General features: G+C 53.7%; 13 protein-coding genes. All 13 read left to right on the forward strand.

Translation table 11 applies throughout. From position 1 onward, the window contains the following. Positions 1–81 precede the first annotated feature (81 nt). The 13 genes from AC0YNV_RS00355 (at position 82) to AC0YNV_RS00415 (ending at position 17936) form a co-directional block, all read left to right on the forward strand. Positions 82–2298: a helix-turn-helix domain-containing protein gene (locus AC0YNV_RS00355; RefSeq protein WP_475767239.1), complete on the forward strand. Its 2217-nt coding sequence runs from the start codon at positions 82–84 to the stop codon at positions 2296–2298. A 202-nt stretch (positions 2299–2500) separates the two neighbouring features. Continuing rightward, positions 2501–3424, forward strand: a complete 924-nt coding sequence (locus AC0YNV_RS00360; protein WP_475764918.1) for an ABC transporter permease — start codon at positions 2501–2503, stop codon at positions 3422–3424. Positions 3425–3455: 31 nt separating this feature from the next. After that, the gene (locus AC0YNV_RS00365; RefSeq protein ID WP_210037466.1) at positions 3456–4319 is read left to right on the forward strand and encodes a carbohydrate ABC transporter permease; all 864 of its coding nucleotides are present in this window, start codon (positions 3456–3458) and stop codon (positions 4317–4319) included. An 89-nt stretch (positions 4320–4408) separates the two neighbouring features. Further along, a complete protein-coding gene (locus AC0YNV_RS00370; protein ID WP_475764920.1) occupies positions 4409–6022 on the forward strand; it encodes a type 2 periplasmic-binding domain-containing protein in 1614 nt (537 codons plus the stop codon). Between the two features lie 94 nt (positions 6023–6116). Continuing rightward, positions 6117–8447, forward strand: coding sequence for a hypothetical protein (locus AC0YNV_RS00375; RefSeq protein ID WP_475764922.1), 2331 nt, complete (start codon positions 6117–6119; stop codon positions 8445–8447). Positions 8448–8709: 262 nt separating this feature from the next. Beyond that, positions 8710–11391 carry a carbohydrate-binding protein gene (locus AC0YNV_RS00380; RefSeq protein ID WP_475764923.1) on the forward strand — a complete coding sequence of 894 codons (2682 nt, stop codon included), beginning with the start codon at positions 8710–8712 and terminating at the stop codon, positions 11389–11391. 47 nt (positions 11392–11438) lie between these two features. Further along, positions 11439–12443: a phytanoyl-CoA dioxygenase family protein gene (locus AC0YNV_RS00385; protein ID WP_475764925.1), complete on the forward strand. Its 1005-nt coding sequence runs from the start codon at positions 11439–11441 to the stop codon at positions 12441–12443. Positions 12444–12463: 20 nt separating this feature from the next. Then, positions 12464–13540 (forward strand): Gfo/Idh/MocA family protein, encoded by a 1077-nt coding sequence (locus AC0YNV_RS00390; RefSeq protein WP_475764927.1) that lies wholly within the window; start codon positions 12464–12466, stop codon positions 13538–13540. Between the two features lie 10 nt (positions 13541–13550). Then, positions 13551–14459 (forward strand): Gfo/Idh/MocA family protein, encoded by a 909-nt coding sequence (locus AC0YNV_RS00395; protein ID WP_475764928.1) that lies wholly within the window; start codon positions 13551–13553, stop codon positions 14457–14459. Between the two features lie 189 nt (positions 14460–14648). Beyond that, positions 14649–15353: a phytanoyl-CoA dioxygenase family protein gene (locus tag AC0YNV_RS00400; protein ID WP_475764930.1), complete on the forward strand. Its 705-nt coding sequence runs from the start codon at positions 14649–14651 to the stop codon at positions 15351–15353. A gap of 211 nt (positions 15354–15564) precedes the next feature. Beyond that, a complete protein-coding gene (locus AC0YNV_RS00405) occupies positions 15565–17181 on the forward strand; it encodes an ABC-three component system protein (protein ID WP_475764932.1) in 1617 nt (538 codons plus the stop codon). Between the two features lie 4 nt (positions 17182–17185). After that, positions 17186–17764: an ABC-three component system middle component 1 gene (locus AC0YNV_RS00410; RefSeq protein WP_475764934.1), complete on the forward strand. Its 579-nt coding sequence runs from the start codon at positions 17186–17188 to the stop codon at positions 17762–17764. Continuing rightward, positions 17754–17936, forward strand: coding sequence for an AAA family ATPase (locus tag AC0YNV_RS00415; RefSeq protein WP_475764936.1), 183 nt, complete (start codon positions 17754–17756; stop codon positions 17934–17936). Before AC0YNV_RS00410 ends, AC0YNV_RS00415 begins: the two co-directional genes overlap by 11 nt. Positions 17937–18065 lie beyond the last annotated feature (129 nt).

The raw sequence follows: 18065 nt of genomic DNA on the forward strand, positions 1-18065 counted from the left end.
GAGGGAAGAAGCATGTTGTGCCGCCAGAGGACGGCGTTGGCCGTTTCTATTGACGAAGGGTAGGTGAGTTCTTCGGTGATCATGAAATGGAGAAGCAGCTATTACTTCCGGCTGGTCCTTTCCTACACGCTTCTTGCCGTTGTGCTGATCGGCATTACGGGCGGGTATTTATTGACCAATGCGGGCGAAATTGTAACGAGCGAGGTATCCAAGGACGCCGGGTATGAATTGTTGAATGTGAAGGAGCTGGTGGAAAATAATTTCTTCCGGTTTTATGAAGACGCTTTCTTCAACAAGGTGCTAATGACCTTCAATAAGGACAGCAACGAGGAGATCAAGTACCTGCTCGAGCACCGGGCTGAGGGCAATGTCTCGCGAATCGTCCGCTTCATAACGGATCTTGGCTTAATCCAGGAAATGACGCCGGGGCTTGACGGGGTTACGGTATATATGCGCGAGGGCGAATATGCTATGGACAACAACCGCTACTATCAGACCCCCGACAACTCGCTGGACGCGGCCTTTATCCGGCAGCTAGACGACATCGTTCCCAATCAGTGGTTCAAACGCGAGAAGCCGGATTCACCGGGCCATCAGGTGATGACCTATGTGTTTCCGCTGCCCTATCAATCGCCGCCCGCCAAGGCCGCGGGATTTCTGTATCTGGATATCAGCCTGGAACACTTAAGCACGATGGTGCGCGATGCGCTGAATTATCCCGAGTCCCATGTCTATATGTTCGACGAGAACGGGCAGATGATCATCGGAGGAGAACATGCCCCTCCGGATGAGATTGCCGCGGTACAGCATGCGATGGCGGGTTCCGCGAACAGCCAATCAGCCGCCGGCACCTTCACCCGCCACGGCAGCAGTGTGATCTCCGTCCTTCACCGGAACGATGCCATGAACCGCTGGAACTATGTCATTGTGAGGCCGAATGAATCGTTCCAGCTGTCCGCAAGCAAGATGAAACGCCAGGTATGGACAGCCTGCCTCATGGCGCTGCTCGGCGGCTTCATCATTTCCTTTCTCATGTCGCGGCATTTCTATATGCCGCTCAAGAAGCTGCTCTATTCCATCCGCAATCTTTACACGGGACCGCCGCCGGCAGCTGCCGGACATGAATACGCGGCTATCGACCATATGCTGATGTTCATCGATTTGAGCATGCTCCAGATGAAGGATCAGGTAAGAACGAAACAGATTACAGGTCTTATTACCGGGCAGCAAACGGCAGCGGGCTTCGGGGAGTTCCCGGCCATGCCCCTGGAGTGCAGATATGCCGTGGCTTATATGACAACCGAGCTGGAGGGCTGCGGGATTCTGGTCCGGATTATCGCGGATCAACCGGGATTGTCCGCAGAGCTTGTCAGCCTGAGCGCGACGGAGATGGCCCTTCTCGTATTCATGTACGATGACTCCCCGACTTCTCGCGCCGTGGCGGATACGCTTGAAGCGATGCGAACCTCTCTCGGGTCCATCCCTTTCGGCGCCGGCATCGGGAGCGTCGTCCATTCTGTCGAAGCGATCCATCATTCTTATCTGGAAGCGGTGGAAGCTTACAAATATTCCTACATCCGGGGCAGGGACGCGATCATCCGGTATGAGGAAATTTCGGCATGCCGGGAGCTGCTGCTGCTGCCTCAGGTCGAATACGATATGCTGCAAAACAGGGTGCAGGCGGGAAAGGTCGGCGAAGTGGAGCGCTGGATCGACGAGATGACATTCACCCTGAAGTCGGAGCCTCTGAGCGTCGAGATGGTGGAGCTGATCCATTTGCGGATCACGACGGTCATCTCGCAGATCGTCATTGAGCAAAAGCTGCAGGACTTGTTCCCGGTGTTCGGCATTAACGAGAAGATCAAGCGGCGAACGCTGGACGAAACGATGGCGGTGCTCAAGCAGCAAGCAGCAAGCATCGCGCAGCATATCAATGAAAGCCGCAATGACGCCCATCATGAGAAAATCGTTTTCTTGAAATCCTTTATCGTCCAGCATATGCAGGAGGATCTGTCGCTTGATGAAGTGGCAGGGAGGGTGAACCTCTCGGCCAATTATGTGTCGACCCTGTTCGGATCCATTTCGGGCGAATCCTTTACCGAATATTTGAACCGGATTCGTCTGGAGCAGGCGGCATCCCTCCTTGTTGCGGACCGGCATCTGACCGTGGCGGATATAGCCGCATCCGTCGGCTTCCGCAATTCTCAATATTTCTGCACCAGGTTCAAGGCCAGGTTCGGCATTACCCCGCTTCAATACCGCGGCTCCGGAAAGCTGCGGGAGAGCGTGGCGGAATAATCCAGTGTCTGCCGCATCCCGGGCTCACATCCGTCGCAGCCCCGGGATGCGGCTGTTTGATTATAAGAATCTGCAATTGGAGAGCCAATAAGATAAAAATGCAATGATTTGGAGGGAATTGAAATAGACTTTGGCGCCATCCTGAAGCAGCATTAGTCTCAAGCGACAAACAACACATCAGACGGGAAAGGATGGTGCATCCATGCAGCTAACGTATTGGCGGAGAACCTGGAAGTCATATAAACGTTATAAATATATGTTCCTGCTTCTGGCCCCGGCCCTGATCTGGTATGTGATCTTTGCTTACGGCCCGCTTTACGGCATTCAGCTCGCCTTCAAGGATTTTATTATCAACAAGGGCATTATGGGCAGTCCCTGGGTCGGTCTCAAATATTTTCGGGAGATGATCGAGGGCTCCCAGGATTTCTACCAGATTATCCGCAATACGATCATACTCAGCTTTTATCATCTGATCTTCGGATTTCCGGCTCCCATTGTACTGGCATTGCTGCTGAACGAGGTGCGCGGGGAAATTTTTAAAAGGGTTTCGCAAACGCTTTCATATCTGCCTCATTTCCTCTCATGGGTTGTCGTGGCCGGGTTTATGTTCACGGTCCTGTCTCCTTCCAGCGGCATTGTGAACATGATTATCGGCTGGTTCGGCGTCGAGCCCATTTATTTTGTCGGCAAAGCGGAATACTTCCGGTTCACGCTGGTTATGTCGGCCATCTGGAAGGAAATCGGCTGGGGCGCCATTATCTACCTGGCGGCGCTGGCCGGCATCAACCCCCAAATGTATGAAGCGGCCGTCGTGGATGGCGCCGGCAGATTCAAGCAGATGCTCTATATTACGCTGCCTTCGCTTGTGCCGGTCATCTCGATTATGTTCATTCTGCGCATCGGCCAGGTCCTCGACGCCGGCTTCGATCAGGTGCTCAACATGTATACCCCGGCCACATACAGCGTAGCGGATATTCTGGATACGTATGTTTACCGGATCGGTCTGGAGCAGATGCAGTTCAGTTTCGCTACCGCAGTCGGCCTGTTCAAGAACGTCATCGCATTCGCGCTTGTATTGACAACGAATTATATCGTGAAGCGTTCCGGACAGGAGGGGCTGGTATGAATCCAACCTGCAAAGAGGAGGCGCGGAAAGCATGAAAATGACGGTTCCCGAGAAAATATTCCAGACCTTCCTGGTGCTCGGACTATCGCTCCTTTGTATAACGATGCTGTACCCGTTCCTGTACCAGCTCACCCTGTCGCTGAGCGCCGACGCGCCAAGGCTCGGAGTCAGCCTCATTCCGAAAAATTTTGCCGTCTCGGCCTATAGCGAGCTGTTCAAAACCGAAGAAATCTGGACGGCTCTTGGCAACTCCGTCTTCCGGACGGTTGTCGGCACGATTCTGATGGTGTCCGTTATGTCTGCAGCCGCCTATGCCTTGTCCAAAAGAGGACTGCCGCACCGTAAATTTTATACGATGTTCATTGTGGTGACGATGTTCTTCAGCGGCGGACTGCTGCCTTCCTATCTGCTCGTTCAGAACCTGGGTCTGATCGAATCCCGCTGGGCGCTTATCCTCCCCTGCCTGATCAATACATTCTGGCTGATCATTATCCGCAATTTCTTTATGGAATTATCGGAAGAGATCGAGGAGTCGGCCAGGATCGACGGCGCCAATGATATCCGCATATTTATCGGGATTGTGCTGCCGGTGTCGCTTCCGATAATCGCCACGATGACCCTGTTCTGCGCGGTGTACCATTGGAACGCCTGGTTCGACGCTTTGCTCTATTTACAGGATCAGAGCCAGATTGTGCTGCAGATCTACCTGAGGCGGCTGATCATCAGCCAGGATGAGAGCATGCTGACATCGGCGCTGATGAGTTTAAGCGCGCCTCCGGCGGAATCGCTCAAGGCCGCCGTGCTCGTATTTACGACATTGCCTATTTTGCTGGTATACCCTTTCCTGCAAAAGTATTTTACCAAAGGCATTTTGATCGGATCGGTCAAAGGCTGAAGAACTGGAATGGACAGCGGCGTTATTAAGCGGGCGGACCAGCGCTCCTTGATATAAAATGCAGTTCAATAAAAGGGAGGATTATCAATATGAAGGGTAAAGCTTTCAAGGCCATTACTTTTGCATTGCTGCTTATGATCGTGCTGGCGGGCTGCAGCAGTAAAGAGAATAACAACAGTCCGGCTGCAGCTGCGGAGCCCGGAACTGACGCGCCCGCACCCGCTGCGGCGGAGTCGGAGGCGGAGGCGGAAAAGCCCATTGAGATCTCATGGATCGCCTCATACATTCCGGGCAAGGATACGATGGCCCAGAAGTATGTGGAGGAGCGGTTCAACATGAAAATCGATCCGATCGGGATTGACCGCTCGAACTGGGAGCAGCAGCTCAATATCAAGCTTGCCGCCAATACGAAGCCGGACTTCTTCGGTAACCTGGATTCCAGAATGGATAATTTCAAAGGCTGGGTGAAACAAGGCATCGTCGGCGAAATTCCGGTCGAGAAGATTCGCGAATTCGCGCCTAAATATTCTCAAATGATTGACGACGCGGATCCGACGGACTGGGACGTTCCGGTCGTGGACGGCAAGAATTACGGTATCCCCAAAATCTATGCCGAAGGCGATTCGCCGTTCGTTCCAGCCTTTAACAAGGCCTGGCTAACCAAGATCGGGTACAGCGAGCCGCCGAAAACCATCGCAGAGCTGGAGGACGTGCTCACCAAATTCCGCAACGACGATCCCGACGGCAATGGCAAGAAGGATACGTACGGCCTGACAGCCCGGGGGAAGGATACCTTGGGAAGCAACCAGATCTTCAATACCGTATTCGCATCGTTTGGCATCACGCCCTCCGGCTGGGTGCTCCAGGCTGACGGCAGCGTGCAGTACGGTCTTGTGACCGAGCAGGCGCGTGCGGCGTTCAAGCTGCTGAACAAATGGTATAAAGCCGGCTTGATCGATCCGGAATTTGTTACTGATGACTGGAATACGTACCGCGCCAAATTCGTCGGCGGCAAGGCAGGCATGATGGATCAGGCCCTCTGGTACCATTATCACAGCTCCGGCCAAGTCGGACAGGATGCGGCAAAGGCCGGTATGGACATGATCGTCGGCAAGCCGGTCGTAGGCGAGGCTGGCAAAATGATGGGGATCGCGCAGGGCTTCAAGCAGGTTCCATTCGCAATTGGAGCCGATGCCGCCAAGGACCCCAAGAAGGTGGAAGCCATTCTGAAAATGGTGGAGACGCTGGCAACGGATGAAGAAGCCTATCTCATGACCTCATACGGTGAAGAAGGCGTCAATTATGACATCGCCGAAGGCGGCGGCGTAGTGCCAAGGCCAGAATTTACGGATCCTATTCAGGCGACATCGGCGCTTGGCATCAACTTCTTCAGCCCGATCAAGGGAAACAATCCGCTTATGCTGAAAATCGATTATCCGGCCGAGAAGGTAGCCTTCCGTACGCAGGTTAACGATAAAGGCATTACGCCGATCACGGATGCCATGCAGATGAAGACGCTGCCTTCCTGGGATGCCAACAAGGATGCGCTTCAAAAGATGGCGAAGGAATATGAGTTGAAATTTATTCTCGGCGAGGCGGACACGGATAAGGGCTTCGATACGTTCATATCGGAAATGAACAAAGCCGGATTGGAGCAAGCGACAGCAGAAGCAAACGAGGTCTACGCAAGCACGAAGAAATAGGCAAGCTGACACGGCTGTCCTGCAAGCGACGTCCTGTCGGCTGCAGGGCAGTCTTGCTTCATGTCCATATGCGGCTTGAATGGAGGTACGGAAGATGAGGAATACGCCGATCAATATGGCAGAGTCGATATTCGAGCTGTTCACCGATCCGAAGCTCAGCGGTCTTGCGAAGTGGCGGATCGATCCGGGCAAGGAGCACGGGCTGAAGGTCCATCAGCGGTGGGCGCTGGCGCAGGTGGAATGGACCGTCAAGCCCAAGCAGGGTCCTGCCGTGAGAATGACCCGCGATTTCCAGGTTGACTGCGCAGACTACGATTATTTGATGATATCGCTAGTTGCTCCGGAAGGCGCGCTGCTGAGGATGAAGGCGGACACGGATAAAGGAATGCTGACGTATGAATCGGAACCCTTCGGGATGCTGAAGCGGGAATGTTATGTTCCTCTTGAAGGCGCATCGCTGGTGCGGTCCATTACCTTGGAACTCTGGCCGCAGAGCGAGGGACAGGGTGTCGGATGGTTCAACTGGATCGGGCTGCAGCATTCCGGGCTGGTAGAACGGTATGACCGGCAGTGGAAGCGGTTCGACGATCAGTGGGAGGACTATTTGCAGCCGGAGAGCTTTGAGCCGGCCTTTAACCCGCTCTATGGCCTGGTCGTGAGCGGCGGGGAATTGGAGCAGCTGCGGCTCAAGCATACAGATTGGCTGGCGGAACACGGAACCAGCCCGTTTCTGCAGCTGGCGGAGGATGCGCGTCAGCTTGTTCCGGAGCGGATGATCGGCGAGTTCGTCAATTTCTGGAACGATACCCGTTACTGCCGGGACCGGGATTACGGGAAGCATCTGCTGACGCATGGTCCCAATGCAGCCGCGGCTGCGCTGCTGACGAAGGACAAGGCGCTGCTTCGCCTGGCCGCAAGGTATGCGATTTCACTGGCCATGTGCACGCGGTGGGACAGCGGCTTTATTTGCTTTTTCCCTGGCAGCTCCTTCGAGCACCGCTCGTTTGTCCAGTCATTATGCATGCTTGAGACATCGGCGATACTCGATATGGCTGGCGAGATGTTTACGGACTATGGCAGGGAAGTGATCCTCCGCAGGATCGCCGAAGACGGACATGGGAACGCCAATTATATCACCTGGAGACATGAATATATTTTTCATTGCAATCAAATGGCCTGGTTCTCCCCGGGACGCATGCTCGGCTATGCCGTATTGGAGCAGGCCATGCCGCGGACCAGGCCGTATACGGAGCTTGCCCTGAACGACTTGATTGAAAGCATGGAGCATACCATCCTTCCCGATGGCGGCTTCCTCGAAGGGCCGATGTACTTCACCTGGACAGCGCGCCAATGCGCGATTTCCCTGTATTATTACGGGCGTCACCGGGGAGTCGATTACAGGCAGGTACTGCCAGAATCCCTGCAGCGGACGGCAGCTTTTGCGGAAGCGCTCGCCTCGACGAGCGATGATCTGCTCATGATTCTGATCTGCGATGCGATGTATATCAATCAGGAATCGGTAGCTTATCTGGCTGCGATGATGCCAGACAGCCAATGGGTCCGTATATTCCGCAAGTCGCTGCAGATAGCGGGAGGGATTCCGGATACGCTGCCGTCCTATCTGCTGGAATCTTCCATTCCGCAGGAAGCGCCTGAGCTTGCGCCCTTCATTTCGCTGCCGGACCTGGGGCTGATCTCTTCGGTCAGATGGTATGATGGCGAGCCGGTCAAAATGCTCATTGTGGGCAACCAGGCGGGGGCCAGCCACACCCATGAGGACAAAGGGCATTTTGTGCTGGAGTATGCCGGGGAGACGGTGGCGATGGAGATGGGCACCTGCGATTACAGCCATCCTATGGCGGAAGTGCTCAAGAATTGCGGACGCCATAATATGCTGGTGCCGGTAGGAATGGAGGAGCGTTCGCGGCCGCAGAACCCGATCATGGCCGATATCGAGCCAAAGGGCCAGGGCGATGCAGCCTCTTTTCATGCGGAGATGAATGTTTCTCCGGGCTGGGAGGAGTATTACCGCTCCTGGGTCCGGACATGGGATTCGCCGGCTCCGGACGAGTGGACGATCACCGACAGCTATGAGCTGATTCGCGGGACAGGAGTTGAATTCTACTGGTCCACGCCGCTGCCGGCGGAGGTTAGGGATGGAATGGTGATACTGCGAGGCAAGCGCGGCATAACGCGCATCACGGTACCGGAAGGCTGTACGGCGAGAATCGATTCGCTGCCGCTGCTGGGCGGCGACTATCAGGCTTTGCTTGATCAGCGCAAGGAAATGCTGTGCGGCAATATGCCGCTTGGTCCCGTGCAGACAAGGATTGCCTTCTGCCGGGAAGGTATGCAGGGGACGCTGAACGTCCGGTTCAGGCTGGAGCGCAGCGGAGCAAATCAGGAAGGTATAGAAGTCCGGTGAAAAAAACTGGCTGCGCATACGGAAACCTCTTCCGATACTCGCAAGTGCTACAAGCGAGTTAGCCGCTTGTCACTTGTCGTGGAGCTGTTGTACCCCTGAATTTTTTGATTTTGGACCCTAGCTGGTTAAATTCGGGGTACAAAGGTCCTAAGCAGATGCTTCCGAAGCAGCTTTTTTACGAAAGCTTTCAGCTTACGCTTCTCCAGACTATTTCCGCCTGCTCCGCCAGTTATCACCGGACTTATAGATGAGGAGGAAGAACATGACGGCAAGCAGCAGTAATGTTTATTATGTTGCGGTGAACGGCAGCAATGACAGTGACGGGCTGGATCCGCAGCGTCCATGGAGGACGATCGGTCACGCCGGCGCGGAGATGACGGCGGGAGACCGCTGCATCGTGCGCGGGGGAACTTACCGCGAGACCGTTGTTCCTGCAGCTTCGGGACGCGAAGACGCACCTATCCGTTATGAGGCACAGCCGGGAGAAAGGGTCGTAATCAGCGGCTGTGATCCCGTTGTCGGCTGGACCTCGCGGCAGGAAGACGCAACCGCAAACGCGGGCGTATATGAAGCGGACATGGATTGGAGCCTGCAGGGTGACAGCGGCAATATCGTGTTTATTGACGGCGAGCTCAGCCATGAGGCCATGTGGCCGCGAATTACCGACCGTCTGGACCGGACTCAATACGCGGTGGTAGACTCATGCACCAATGAAGTGCCCACGTACACGATATATGACGAGGATTTGCTGGCTTTTGCCGATGGTCATTGGACCGGAGCTCTCGTGGCCTGCGTCAACGGGGCCGGTTATTTTATTTCCACTGCGGCCGTTACGGATTTCCGCGAAGGCACGCTTTATTTCGATGGCTGGATAAGCTCGGCGGCTCATTACCGGACGACTCCGGGGGATATTTATTTCCTCACCCGCTCACCCCGGACGCTTGCCGTAAGCGAAGGCTGGTATATCGACCCGGTCAAGGGGCGGCTGACGGTACGGCTGACGGATGGAGGGGACCCGACAGACCGCGAGGTTGAGGCCAAGCGGCGCGAATACGCGTTTGACCTGCGCGGGTGCTCCTATATCCAAATCAAGGGCTTCGAGATTCGCGCCGCGTCCATCACAACGGAGAATGCATCTAATTGCAGCATCGATAATGTGCGGATTCATGCCATTGACCGCTGCTTCAGCAGCCGCCAATCCATCTATGGACGCACAAAAGGAATCGAGCTGGGAGGCTGCGACAATATCATCTCGGGAAGCGATATCGGCTACTTCGAAGGCATCGGCATCAATTTGTTCGGACAGCGGAACCGTGTCGTCAACTGCCACATCCATGACGGCAACCTGGAGGCTTCCTATGCCAGCCTGATTTGGGCAGCAGGCTCGCAGCATCTGATCAGCCACTGTACGGTCACAAGATCGGCCCGGACTTGTATTTCCGGGGTTTTCTCGCGATCCGTAATTGAATATTGCGATATATCCCATGCCAATTGTCTGACGAAGGACTCCGGCATTATCTATTTGTTTAACCATGATTTTGACAATACGGATATTCATCATAATTGGCTGCATGATAACAAGTCGCCCCATCTGAGCTTTGGCTTCTACATGGATGCCTGGACCAGCGGAGTGAACCTTTACCGAAATGTGGTGTGGAATATCCCGCATCATGGGCTTCATCTCAACCGGCCTTTGCAGCGCACGCTTATTTACAACAATACGTTCCTGCGCAGCGGGGATGCGGACTCGGCTGTATTCCTGCTGGATGACATGTACGGCACGCAGATGATCAACAATATTTTCGCGGACGGCAAGATTGTCAAGTGGGGCGAGGATTGCCTGGTTTCCCACAATCTTCTCGGGGCGGATGGCGGGTTTGAGGATGCCGACCATGGTGATTTCCGTCTGCGGGCAGATTCGCCGGCCCTGTCGGCCGGGATGAGAATTGCCGGCGTTGCGTCTCCCGGCGGCAAGGAGCCGGATCTTGGCGCCTACGAATCAAGCGAGCCTTATTGGACGGCAGGACATGATTTTGACAGGGTCATCGAAGCGGAGCTTGTCTATTCGGAGCTTAACAGCAAGAGCGCAATCGGCAATGGGGGCTTTGAGTCTGGCGCCTGGGAGCCATGGGAGTCAGCGGCGGGGACGCCGAAGATCGTTTATGAATGCGCATGGGATTTCTGCCGCGATGGCTATCCTTCGATTGTACGCAGCAACAAATATGGGGCCATGCTGGGTCCGGGCGACCGGATCGAGCAGAGAATTACGGGAGTCGCACCTTGCGCGGCCTACGAATTATGGGCAGGGATCAAGATAGACGGCGAATACCGCAGCGCGGAACAATTTGATGACATTCATAAGAACGGCGCGCTTGATACAATGCCTGGTGGCGGTTATGCCGTCTATCGCGATTTGCGTTATATCGGCCAACTGGCTGAGGGAGATTGGCTGAAATATGCGGCAGTGGATTTCGGAAGTCCCGGCAAATATGATCATATCGCTCTCGGGATGACCAAAATCTTCAATTCGGTGACGGTAGAAGTGTATCTGGACAGTCTGGAGGGAGAGCGGATAGCCGTTATTTCCCAGGAAATGGACTATGACGATGTATGGCGCTATTTTTCCACGCCTATTCCGATCCGGGCAGGCATGCATGATGTCTATTTCAAAATCAAAGGTCCGGGACGTCTGCTGCTAAGCGGCTTCAAGCTGGGCCATAACAATTTCTTCGGCGGCGGTGCAACAATGGCTGTCCAGGGCTCCCAAAGTCCTATCATCGAACGCGGCGTATTCCGCCTGAATTGGGAAGCAAAGATGGTGAAGCTTCCGTTCACGACGAAACCGGATGAAACCGAAGTGGTGGTTTCGTTCGAGAATAAAAGCCGGTACTTCGTCTATCTGGACGATATCGGAATGTGGCGGCCTGATCCTGAAGAATCATAAGCTTCTATAAGATTTGAACAGTAAAGACAAAAGAAAGGGTGATTGTAATGGCGACGATCAAAGGCATGGTTCACAGCTTTACAGAGGAGCAGATGGTTGTATTGGCTGACAACAACCAGTGGTATAAATTCCCTATCCCCGAGGAACGGCCGGACATCAGCAAGCGGGTTGTCGTTTGGCCTCAGGACGGCGGCCATCCAATATTCACTTATGACGAGAAAGAGGTGGATGCCCCCGCCGATGTGGCGCATTTGATGTACAGGTACGATCATATCGCGTCTGACCGTGCGGCAACGGCAGAGGATGTGAACGATTACCGGATCAAGCAGTTTTGGGAGCTGGGATATCTGGTTGTGGATCAGCTGCTCACCGGGGCCGAGGTTGCGGCGGCCAATGAGGCAATCACGGATATTATCCAGGGGCGGATTGTCGGACCCCGTCTGCAATTTATGAAGAAGGAGAGTGAACTGCTCACTCCCGATGACCGTGACCGGGCGATGCGCAAGCTGCATAAATTTATCGATCATGCGCCTGCTCTCCATGAAGCTTGCTTTCATAAGGATGTTTATAGCATTCTGGAGCGGATATTCGGGGAGCAGGCGCAATTTCTGGAGGATCAGGCGATTCTGAAGCCGCCTTCCTCGGAGGCGGGCGGCGAGAAGCCATGGCATCAGGATATGGCCTACGGCAATCTGTCCCAGAATAAAATGGTATGCGGAGTCTGGATTGCCCTGGATGAAGCGGGCCTTGACAATGGCTGCATGCACGTCATTCCGCGCTCCCATATGGATGGGCCCGTTCCCCATTATGCGATTCGGGATTGGCAGCTGTGCGATACGAACGTTGCTGTTGAACGCGATGTCGCCGTGACGCTGAAGCCGGGCGGGGCGCTCTTTTTTGCGGGACTTCTCCATCATGGAACGCCGCCCAACTTCTCGAGCAAACGCAGACGGGCTCTCCAGTTTCACTACTCCCCGGAGTCGTCCAGAAAAATGACGCCGCAGGAATTCAAAATGATGTTCACCAATGAAATGACGAATGCAGAATGCTAAAGGATGGTGGAATGCGCTCCATGGAACCGTTAAAAGTAGGCATTATCGGGCAGGGAAGAAGCGGTCACGACATACACGCCAAAACATTAAAAGGTCTGCCGGAGCTGTTCCAGATTGCCGCCGTTTCGGATTACGAGGCATCCTACCGCAAGCGGGCAGAAACGGAATTCGGCTGTGAGGCTTGCGAGGATTACAAGCAGTTGTTCGAGCGCAAGGATCTGGATCTGATCGTCAATGCTTCGCCCAGCCACCTGCATGTCCCGATCACGCTGGAATGTCTGGCGAACGGCTTTCATGTGTTGTGCGAGAAGCCCCTCGCGAGAACCGGGGAGGAAGTGGATGCTTTAATCGCGGCCTCAGAAGAGGCTGGCAGGCTTTTGACCATTTTCCAGCAATCCCGCTATTCGCCGGCCTTCCAGCAGATTATGGAGGTCATCCGCTCCGGCGTGCTCGGGCGTATCGTGCAGGTAAGTATTTCATTTAACGGATTTGCGCGGCGGTGGGATTGGCAGACGCTGCAGGCCAATAATGGCGGCAATTTGCTGAACACGGGTCCGCACCCGCTCGATCAGGCGCTTCAGCTGTTCGGGACGGAGACGATGCCGGAGATCACCTGCTTTATGGACCGCGTTAATACGTTCGGGGATGCCGAGGATTACGTGAAGATGATTATGCACAAGAAGGACCACCCGCTGCTGGATTTGGAAATCACCTCCTGTGATGCCTATCCCGCCGCAACCTATCGCATTCAAGCGCAGTATGGCGGGATCAGCGGCACGGGCACGAAGCTGAACTGGAAGTATTTCAGGCCCGGACAGGCGCCCGCGCAGCAGCTCATCCGAACACCCCTGAAGCATGCGGACGGCTCTCCGGCATACGGATCGGAAACCTTGCCGTGGCTAGAGGAGCAGTGGGAGCTGCCGGAGGGACAAAAGGACGTTTTAGGCCATGTATGCCGGACTTTTTACGGAAACCTGCATGCTGCCCTTACGAAAGGAGAGCCGCTGGACATTACGCCGCGGCAGGTCAGGCAGCAGATCGCCGTCATCGAAGAATGCCATAGACAAAATCCGTTATCCAAACTGGATTTAAGATAAGGAGCCTCCTATGAGTGAAATCAAGCTTGGCATGATCAGTCTGGACACTTCTCACGTCATTGTGTTCTCGGAGCTGCTCAATCAGAAGGATCATCCCTGGCATGTCCCGGGCGGCAAAGTGGTTGCCGGTTATCCCGGCGGCTCCGCCGATATGCATTCCAGCTTCTCCCGCGTGGACGCGTATACGAATCAGCTGCGCGATCAGTTCGGAGTGGCTATCGTCGATTCGCCGGAAGCGGTTGCCGAGAGGTCTGATGGGATTCTGCTGGAGTCGGTCGACGGGCGCGCGCATCTGGAGCTTTTCCGGCGTATCGCCCCTTATGGCAAGCCGGTATTTGTCGACAAGCCTTTTGCCACGACGGTTGCTGACGCCAAAGAGATCGTCCGGTTGGCCAGGCAGCATAATGTGCCGCTGATGAGCTGCTCCTCGCTGCGTTATGCAGCAGGCCTGACTGAAGCGCTTGAGGCGGCAAAAGAAGCGGACGGTCCGATTATCGGGGTGGACTGCTTCGGTCCGACACCGCTTGAAGAGGTTATGCCGGGGTTGTTCACGTACGGGATACATTCCGTCGAAATGCTCTATGCCGCGATGGGACCGGGATGTGTGGAGGTGAACACACGCTCCAACGCCGACTATGATCTTGCCGTGGGGATATGGCAGGATGGCAGAATCGGGACGGTGCGCGGCAACCGGAAGGGGAATTACCGCTTCGGTGCGACAATTCACCGCGAGAACTGTATTCACTATGCGGATGTGAGCGCGCATCCCAAACCGTATTATGCCAGCCTGCTGGAGCGGGTAATGGAGATGTTTCAGACGGGCGTCGCGCCTATCCCGATTGAAGAATCGCTGGAGCTGATCCGGTTTATCGAAGCGTCCAACGAGAGCGCGGAGACAGGGCGGCCCGTGAAGCTGTAACCGTCCCTGCGTCAGTTTCGTACTTGCGGGTATCGGAAGACGTTTTACGTATGCGCAGCCAGTCTATTTCACCGGAATTAATGGAGCATAGTGAACAAAATTGCTATTATCCGATGCCGCGATCGAAAGAAAAGGAAGTCGGGTCTTTGTAAAATAAAGATATTCCAAGCAGCGGGAGTTGAATATCGGATGTCCAATGTAACGAATTTTACGCTTACAGAAGAAATGGTCGAGCAGTTCTACCGCGAGGGCTACTTCTATGCGCCCGGCTTTATCACGCAGGAAACTGTGGATGCGATCAATGCGGAGAATGCGGAGTTCGCCCATGCCAAAGGCGACGGGCAATGGAAGAGTAAAGGCATTACGAATATTGCAAAGGAGCAGGGCGAATATCCGCGAACAACGGAATTTCTGACCGAACCTGATATAGTCCGCATATTCGAAAGAATTGTAGGGGATCAAGTCAGGTTATGGATGGGCATGTACGCGGTGGTCGCACCGCATGGCAGCGGGCTGGAATGGCATCAGGACAACCAGTACACGCATATTTTGGGCCATATGTTTAACGGGTTCATCGCACTTGATTCCATTACGCAGGAAAATGCCGGTTTGTGGCTTGCGCCTGGCTCCCATCTGAAGGGACGGCAGCCGAATCTGAATGCGGAAGGCGCGCACAGGCGAGCGGCAGATCCGGAGAACGGCATGCCCTGCAAGCCCATGCTGCCTGGAGATGCGGTTTTTTTCCATAGGGAAACCCTGCATCACAGCAAACAGAACCACACCGACAAGCCACGACGGGCTTATGCCTTTCAGGTGGCGTCGGCGACCTGCCGCTACGCGAAAACGGGCAAGCTGCTCGAGGATCGGGAGCTATTGTCGGGATACCGCAAATAAAGGCAGTGGAAAAAAGAGGCTGACCTGGCGTCATTGGACGCGGGTCAGCCTCTTTTTGCGCTTGGCATTGACAATGGGCTCCGATAATAATCACTAACAGTCGCCATTTTAATCAAATGGCGGCTTTTTAATGCCTGTGGGCTGGCTCCCTCTATTGGAAATATCTGATAGTTAAAGTAGAATAGAGAGGTATAGAATGGAGGCATGCCGGATGTCTTTAAATATAGAATTGTTCTGCAGAAATGCAAATAAACAAGGGCGTGTATTGGTTCTTCTCATCCATGGATTAGGTGCTCCGGATACCTGGGTCAAGCCGGGGTGTGACTGGAGAAATCAGCTTCTTGCTGATCCAGGTTTGGAAGAAGCAGATGTCGGTATTGTCAAGTATGAAACGGCGCATTTGATAAGCGGGTTATTCGGAATCTCGGGAACATACAGCATAATGGGAAGAAACATTACGGTCCGGAAAAACAATGTGATTGCTGTCGGAGACCTGGCACAGCACCTCAAGACCAAATTGAGCACGGGCAGATTCAAGTCCTATCAGAAGATTGTTATCGCCGGTCACAGCATGGGAGGGCTGGTCGGCATGAGGTATATCCTGAACGAGTTTGAAAATCACAAAAACGTAAATCGAATCGGCGGGTACATAAGCTATGCGACTCCCTTTAACGGTTCGAGCATGGCAGATTTTCACAAGCTGATTAAACCCGTGCACAAGCATAATCAAATCGTCCAGCTGGAGCCGAACTGCGGATTTCTGGATGACATGATCCGTGCCTATTCGGAGCATCAGGATCCATTGCGGCAGCAAATGATGTTTAACTACTGCTTTGGAGACAAGGATCCGTTTGTGGTCAAGGAAAGCGCTGTGCCGCATACGGGAAGAGCGCACACCTATAACGAGATGAAGACTCTCCCGGGCGATCATGGAACCGTGCTGGATCTGTCTGCAGGAATCGACTCCACCAATTATGAGTTGTTGAAAGATTTGATTCTCGATGTGAGCAGCACGGTCGATCCGCGGCAGTTTTATGTAAGCGATTTAACTGTCAGAGCGATGCGGCCGGATTCCCATGCAGCTGCTGCGCCGGTCCAGCCGGACAATTCCCGTCAGTTGATCAGGCAGTTCGAGCAATGCGGTCAAACCTTGAGAGTTCAATTTATTGAGCGATTCTCCAGGGATGCGCAGGATCAGCTTCTCCATTCGATGGATCAGGTGCTGCAGAAGCTTAAGGGCATGAATGAGACTGGGCTTGAGAAATTCATGACGCATTACCGCTATTCGACGCAAAACAGGAAGACGGAAGGTTCGGGTCTGCAGGAGTTATGGGAGCTGCTGACTTTAATTAATGTGGTCTATCCCAATTGGAACTTCATCGCTCCTGATGATCTGTTTCAACTCCCTAATTTGCGGATCGACGATCATTACTGGGTTCGCCTCCTCTACTCGGTGCACAAAGAAACGATGCCGGAGATCATAATCGGGTTCTTGTCCAAGCTGTACAACGGGGCTTTCCGCCAGTTTCTCATGCATCCGGGCCAAAGCGATATTTTTCCGCATCGCTTCATTCTGGAGAATGTCAATGCGGAGTCGATGATTCCTCAAAATGAAGAAAATATTTGCGAGCATTGCAAAGGCAGGAAAGCCGATTTCAGTAAGATCCTGGTGCAATTCGGACGAACAGAGAATCTTTCCGTATTCCAGGGACTTGAGCCCAATTATCTTGCCAAAGAAGTGAGCATAAGCTGCGCGTCATGTATCCGTCAGGCAAGAAATGAAACTTCTTTTACGGAGATCTGCGAGCGGCTAAGGAAGGTGATCTAAGAGAATGGAACAACAACTTTTCAGCTTTCTGGAAGAGCATCCCGGTTTTACGAGGCTTCAAGAACTGGAAGTGCGTCATATTAAGGCCTTGTTTTTTTCATCCCTGCAATTAATGGCCGTTGCCTCCTACCCGAACGAAATGGAGATGGAACAGCATTGGGAGCGGGCGGCGCATCAGCTGGCGCATAATATTCAAAACCGGCTGCCGCTTGAGCTGGACGATTTGCGCTGGGACATGTATCTGATTATTTTCGTCAATCAGGATAAGATCAGCAGCGAGCTGAAGAGGCTGATTGAGAATAACCGGTTTTATTTTCGCAAGATCGTTCTCACCCGTTCGGATATGAGCAAGTTGAGCGAGAAGCTTCCGCTGCGGTTTGATCTGCCTTCCGGGAAGGACAATACGGGCAATGGGCTGCTGTTTAACGACGGACAGTTCCTTAAGGAACTGAAGGATCGCTTAAGTGAAGGGGCGAGGAACCAACTGGGAGAATTATTTTTTACAAAAGGAGCGAAGAGTGTGGAAGATATGCTTTCCTTATTTTCACGAGGCCAAGCGGAGGGGATGAATCATGAGAATTGAAGCCCTTGCCATGGAAGCATTCAGGGGAGTTCAGGAAAAGCGGACATTCATCTTTCCAAGCGCGGATGTAATTGTGCTCTATGGTCCGAACGGCTTCGGAAAAACCTCGTTTTTTGATGCGATTGAATGGGGATTGACAGGAAGAATTTACAGATTTGAGGATGATACATAACGTAAACAATATCGATTTATCGGAAACCACTTCTCTGGCGAGACCAAACCATCCGTCACAATCGAACTTAGGGACCGGGAAAACCGGCATATTCAAATTACCCGAACGGGAACAGCCGAATCCGGTTCA

Source organism: Paenibacillus sp. JT31N11, from assembly GCF_056269285.1.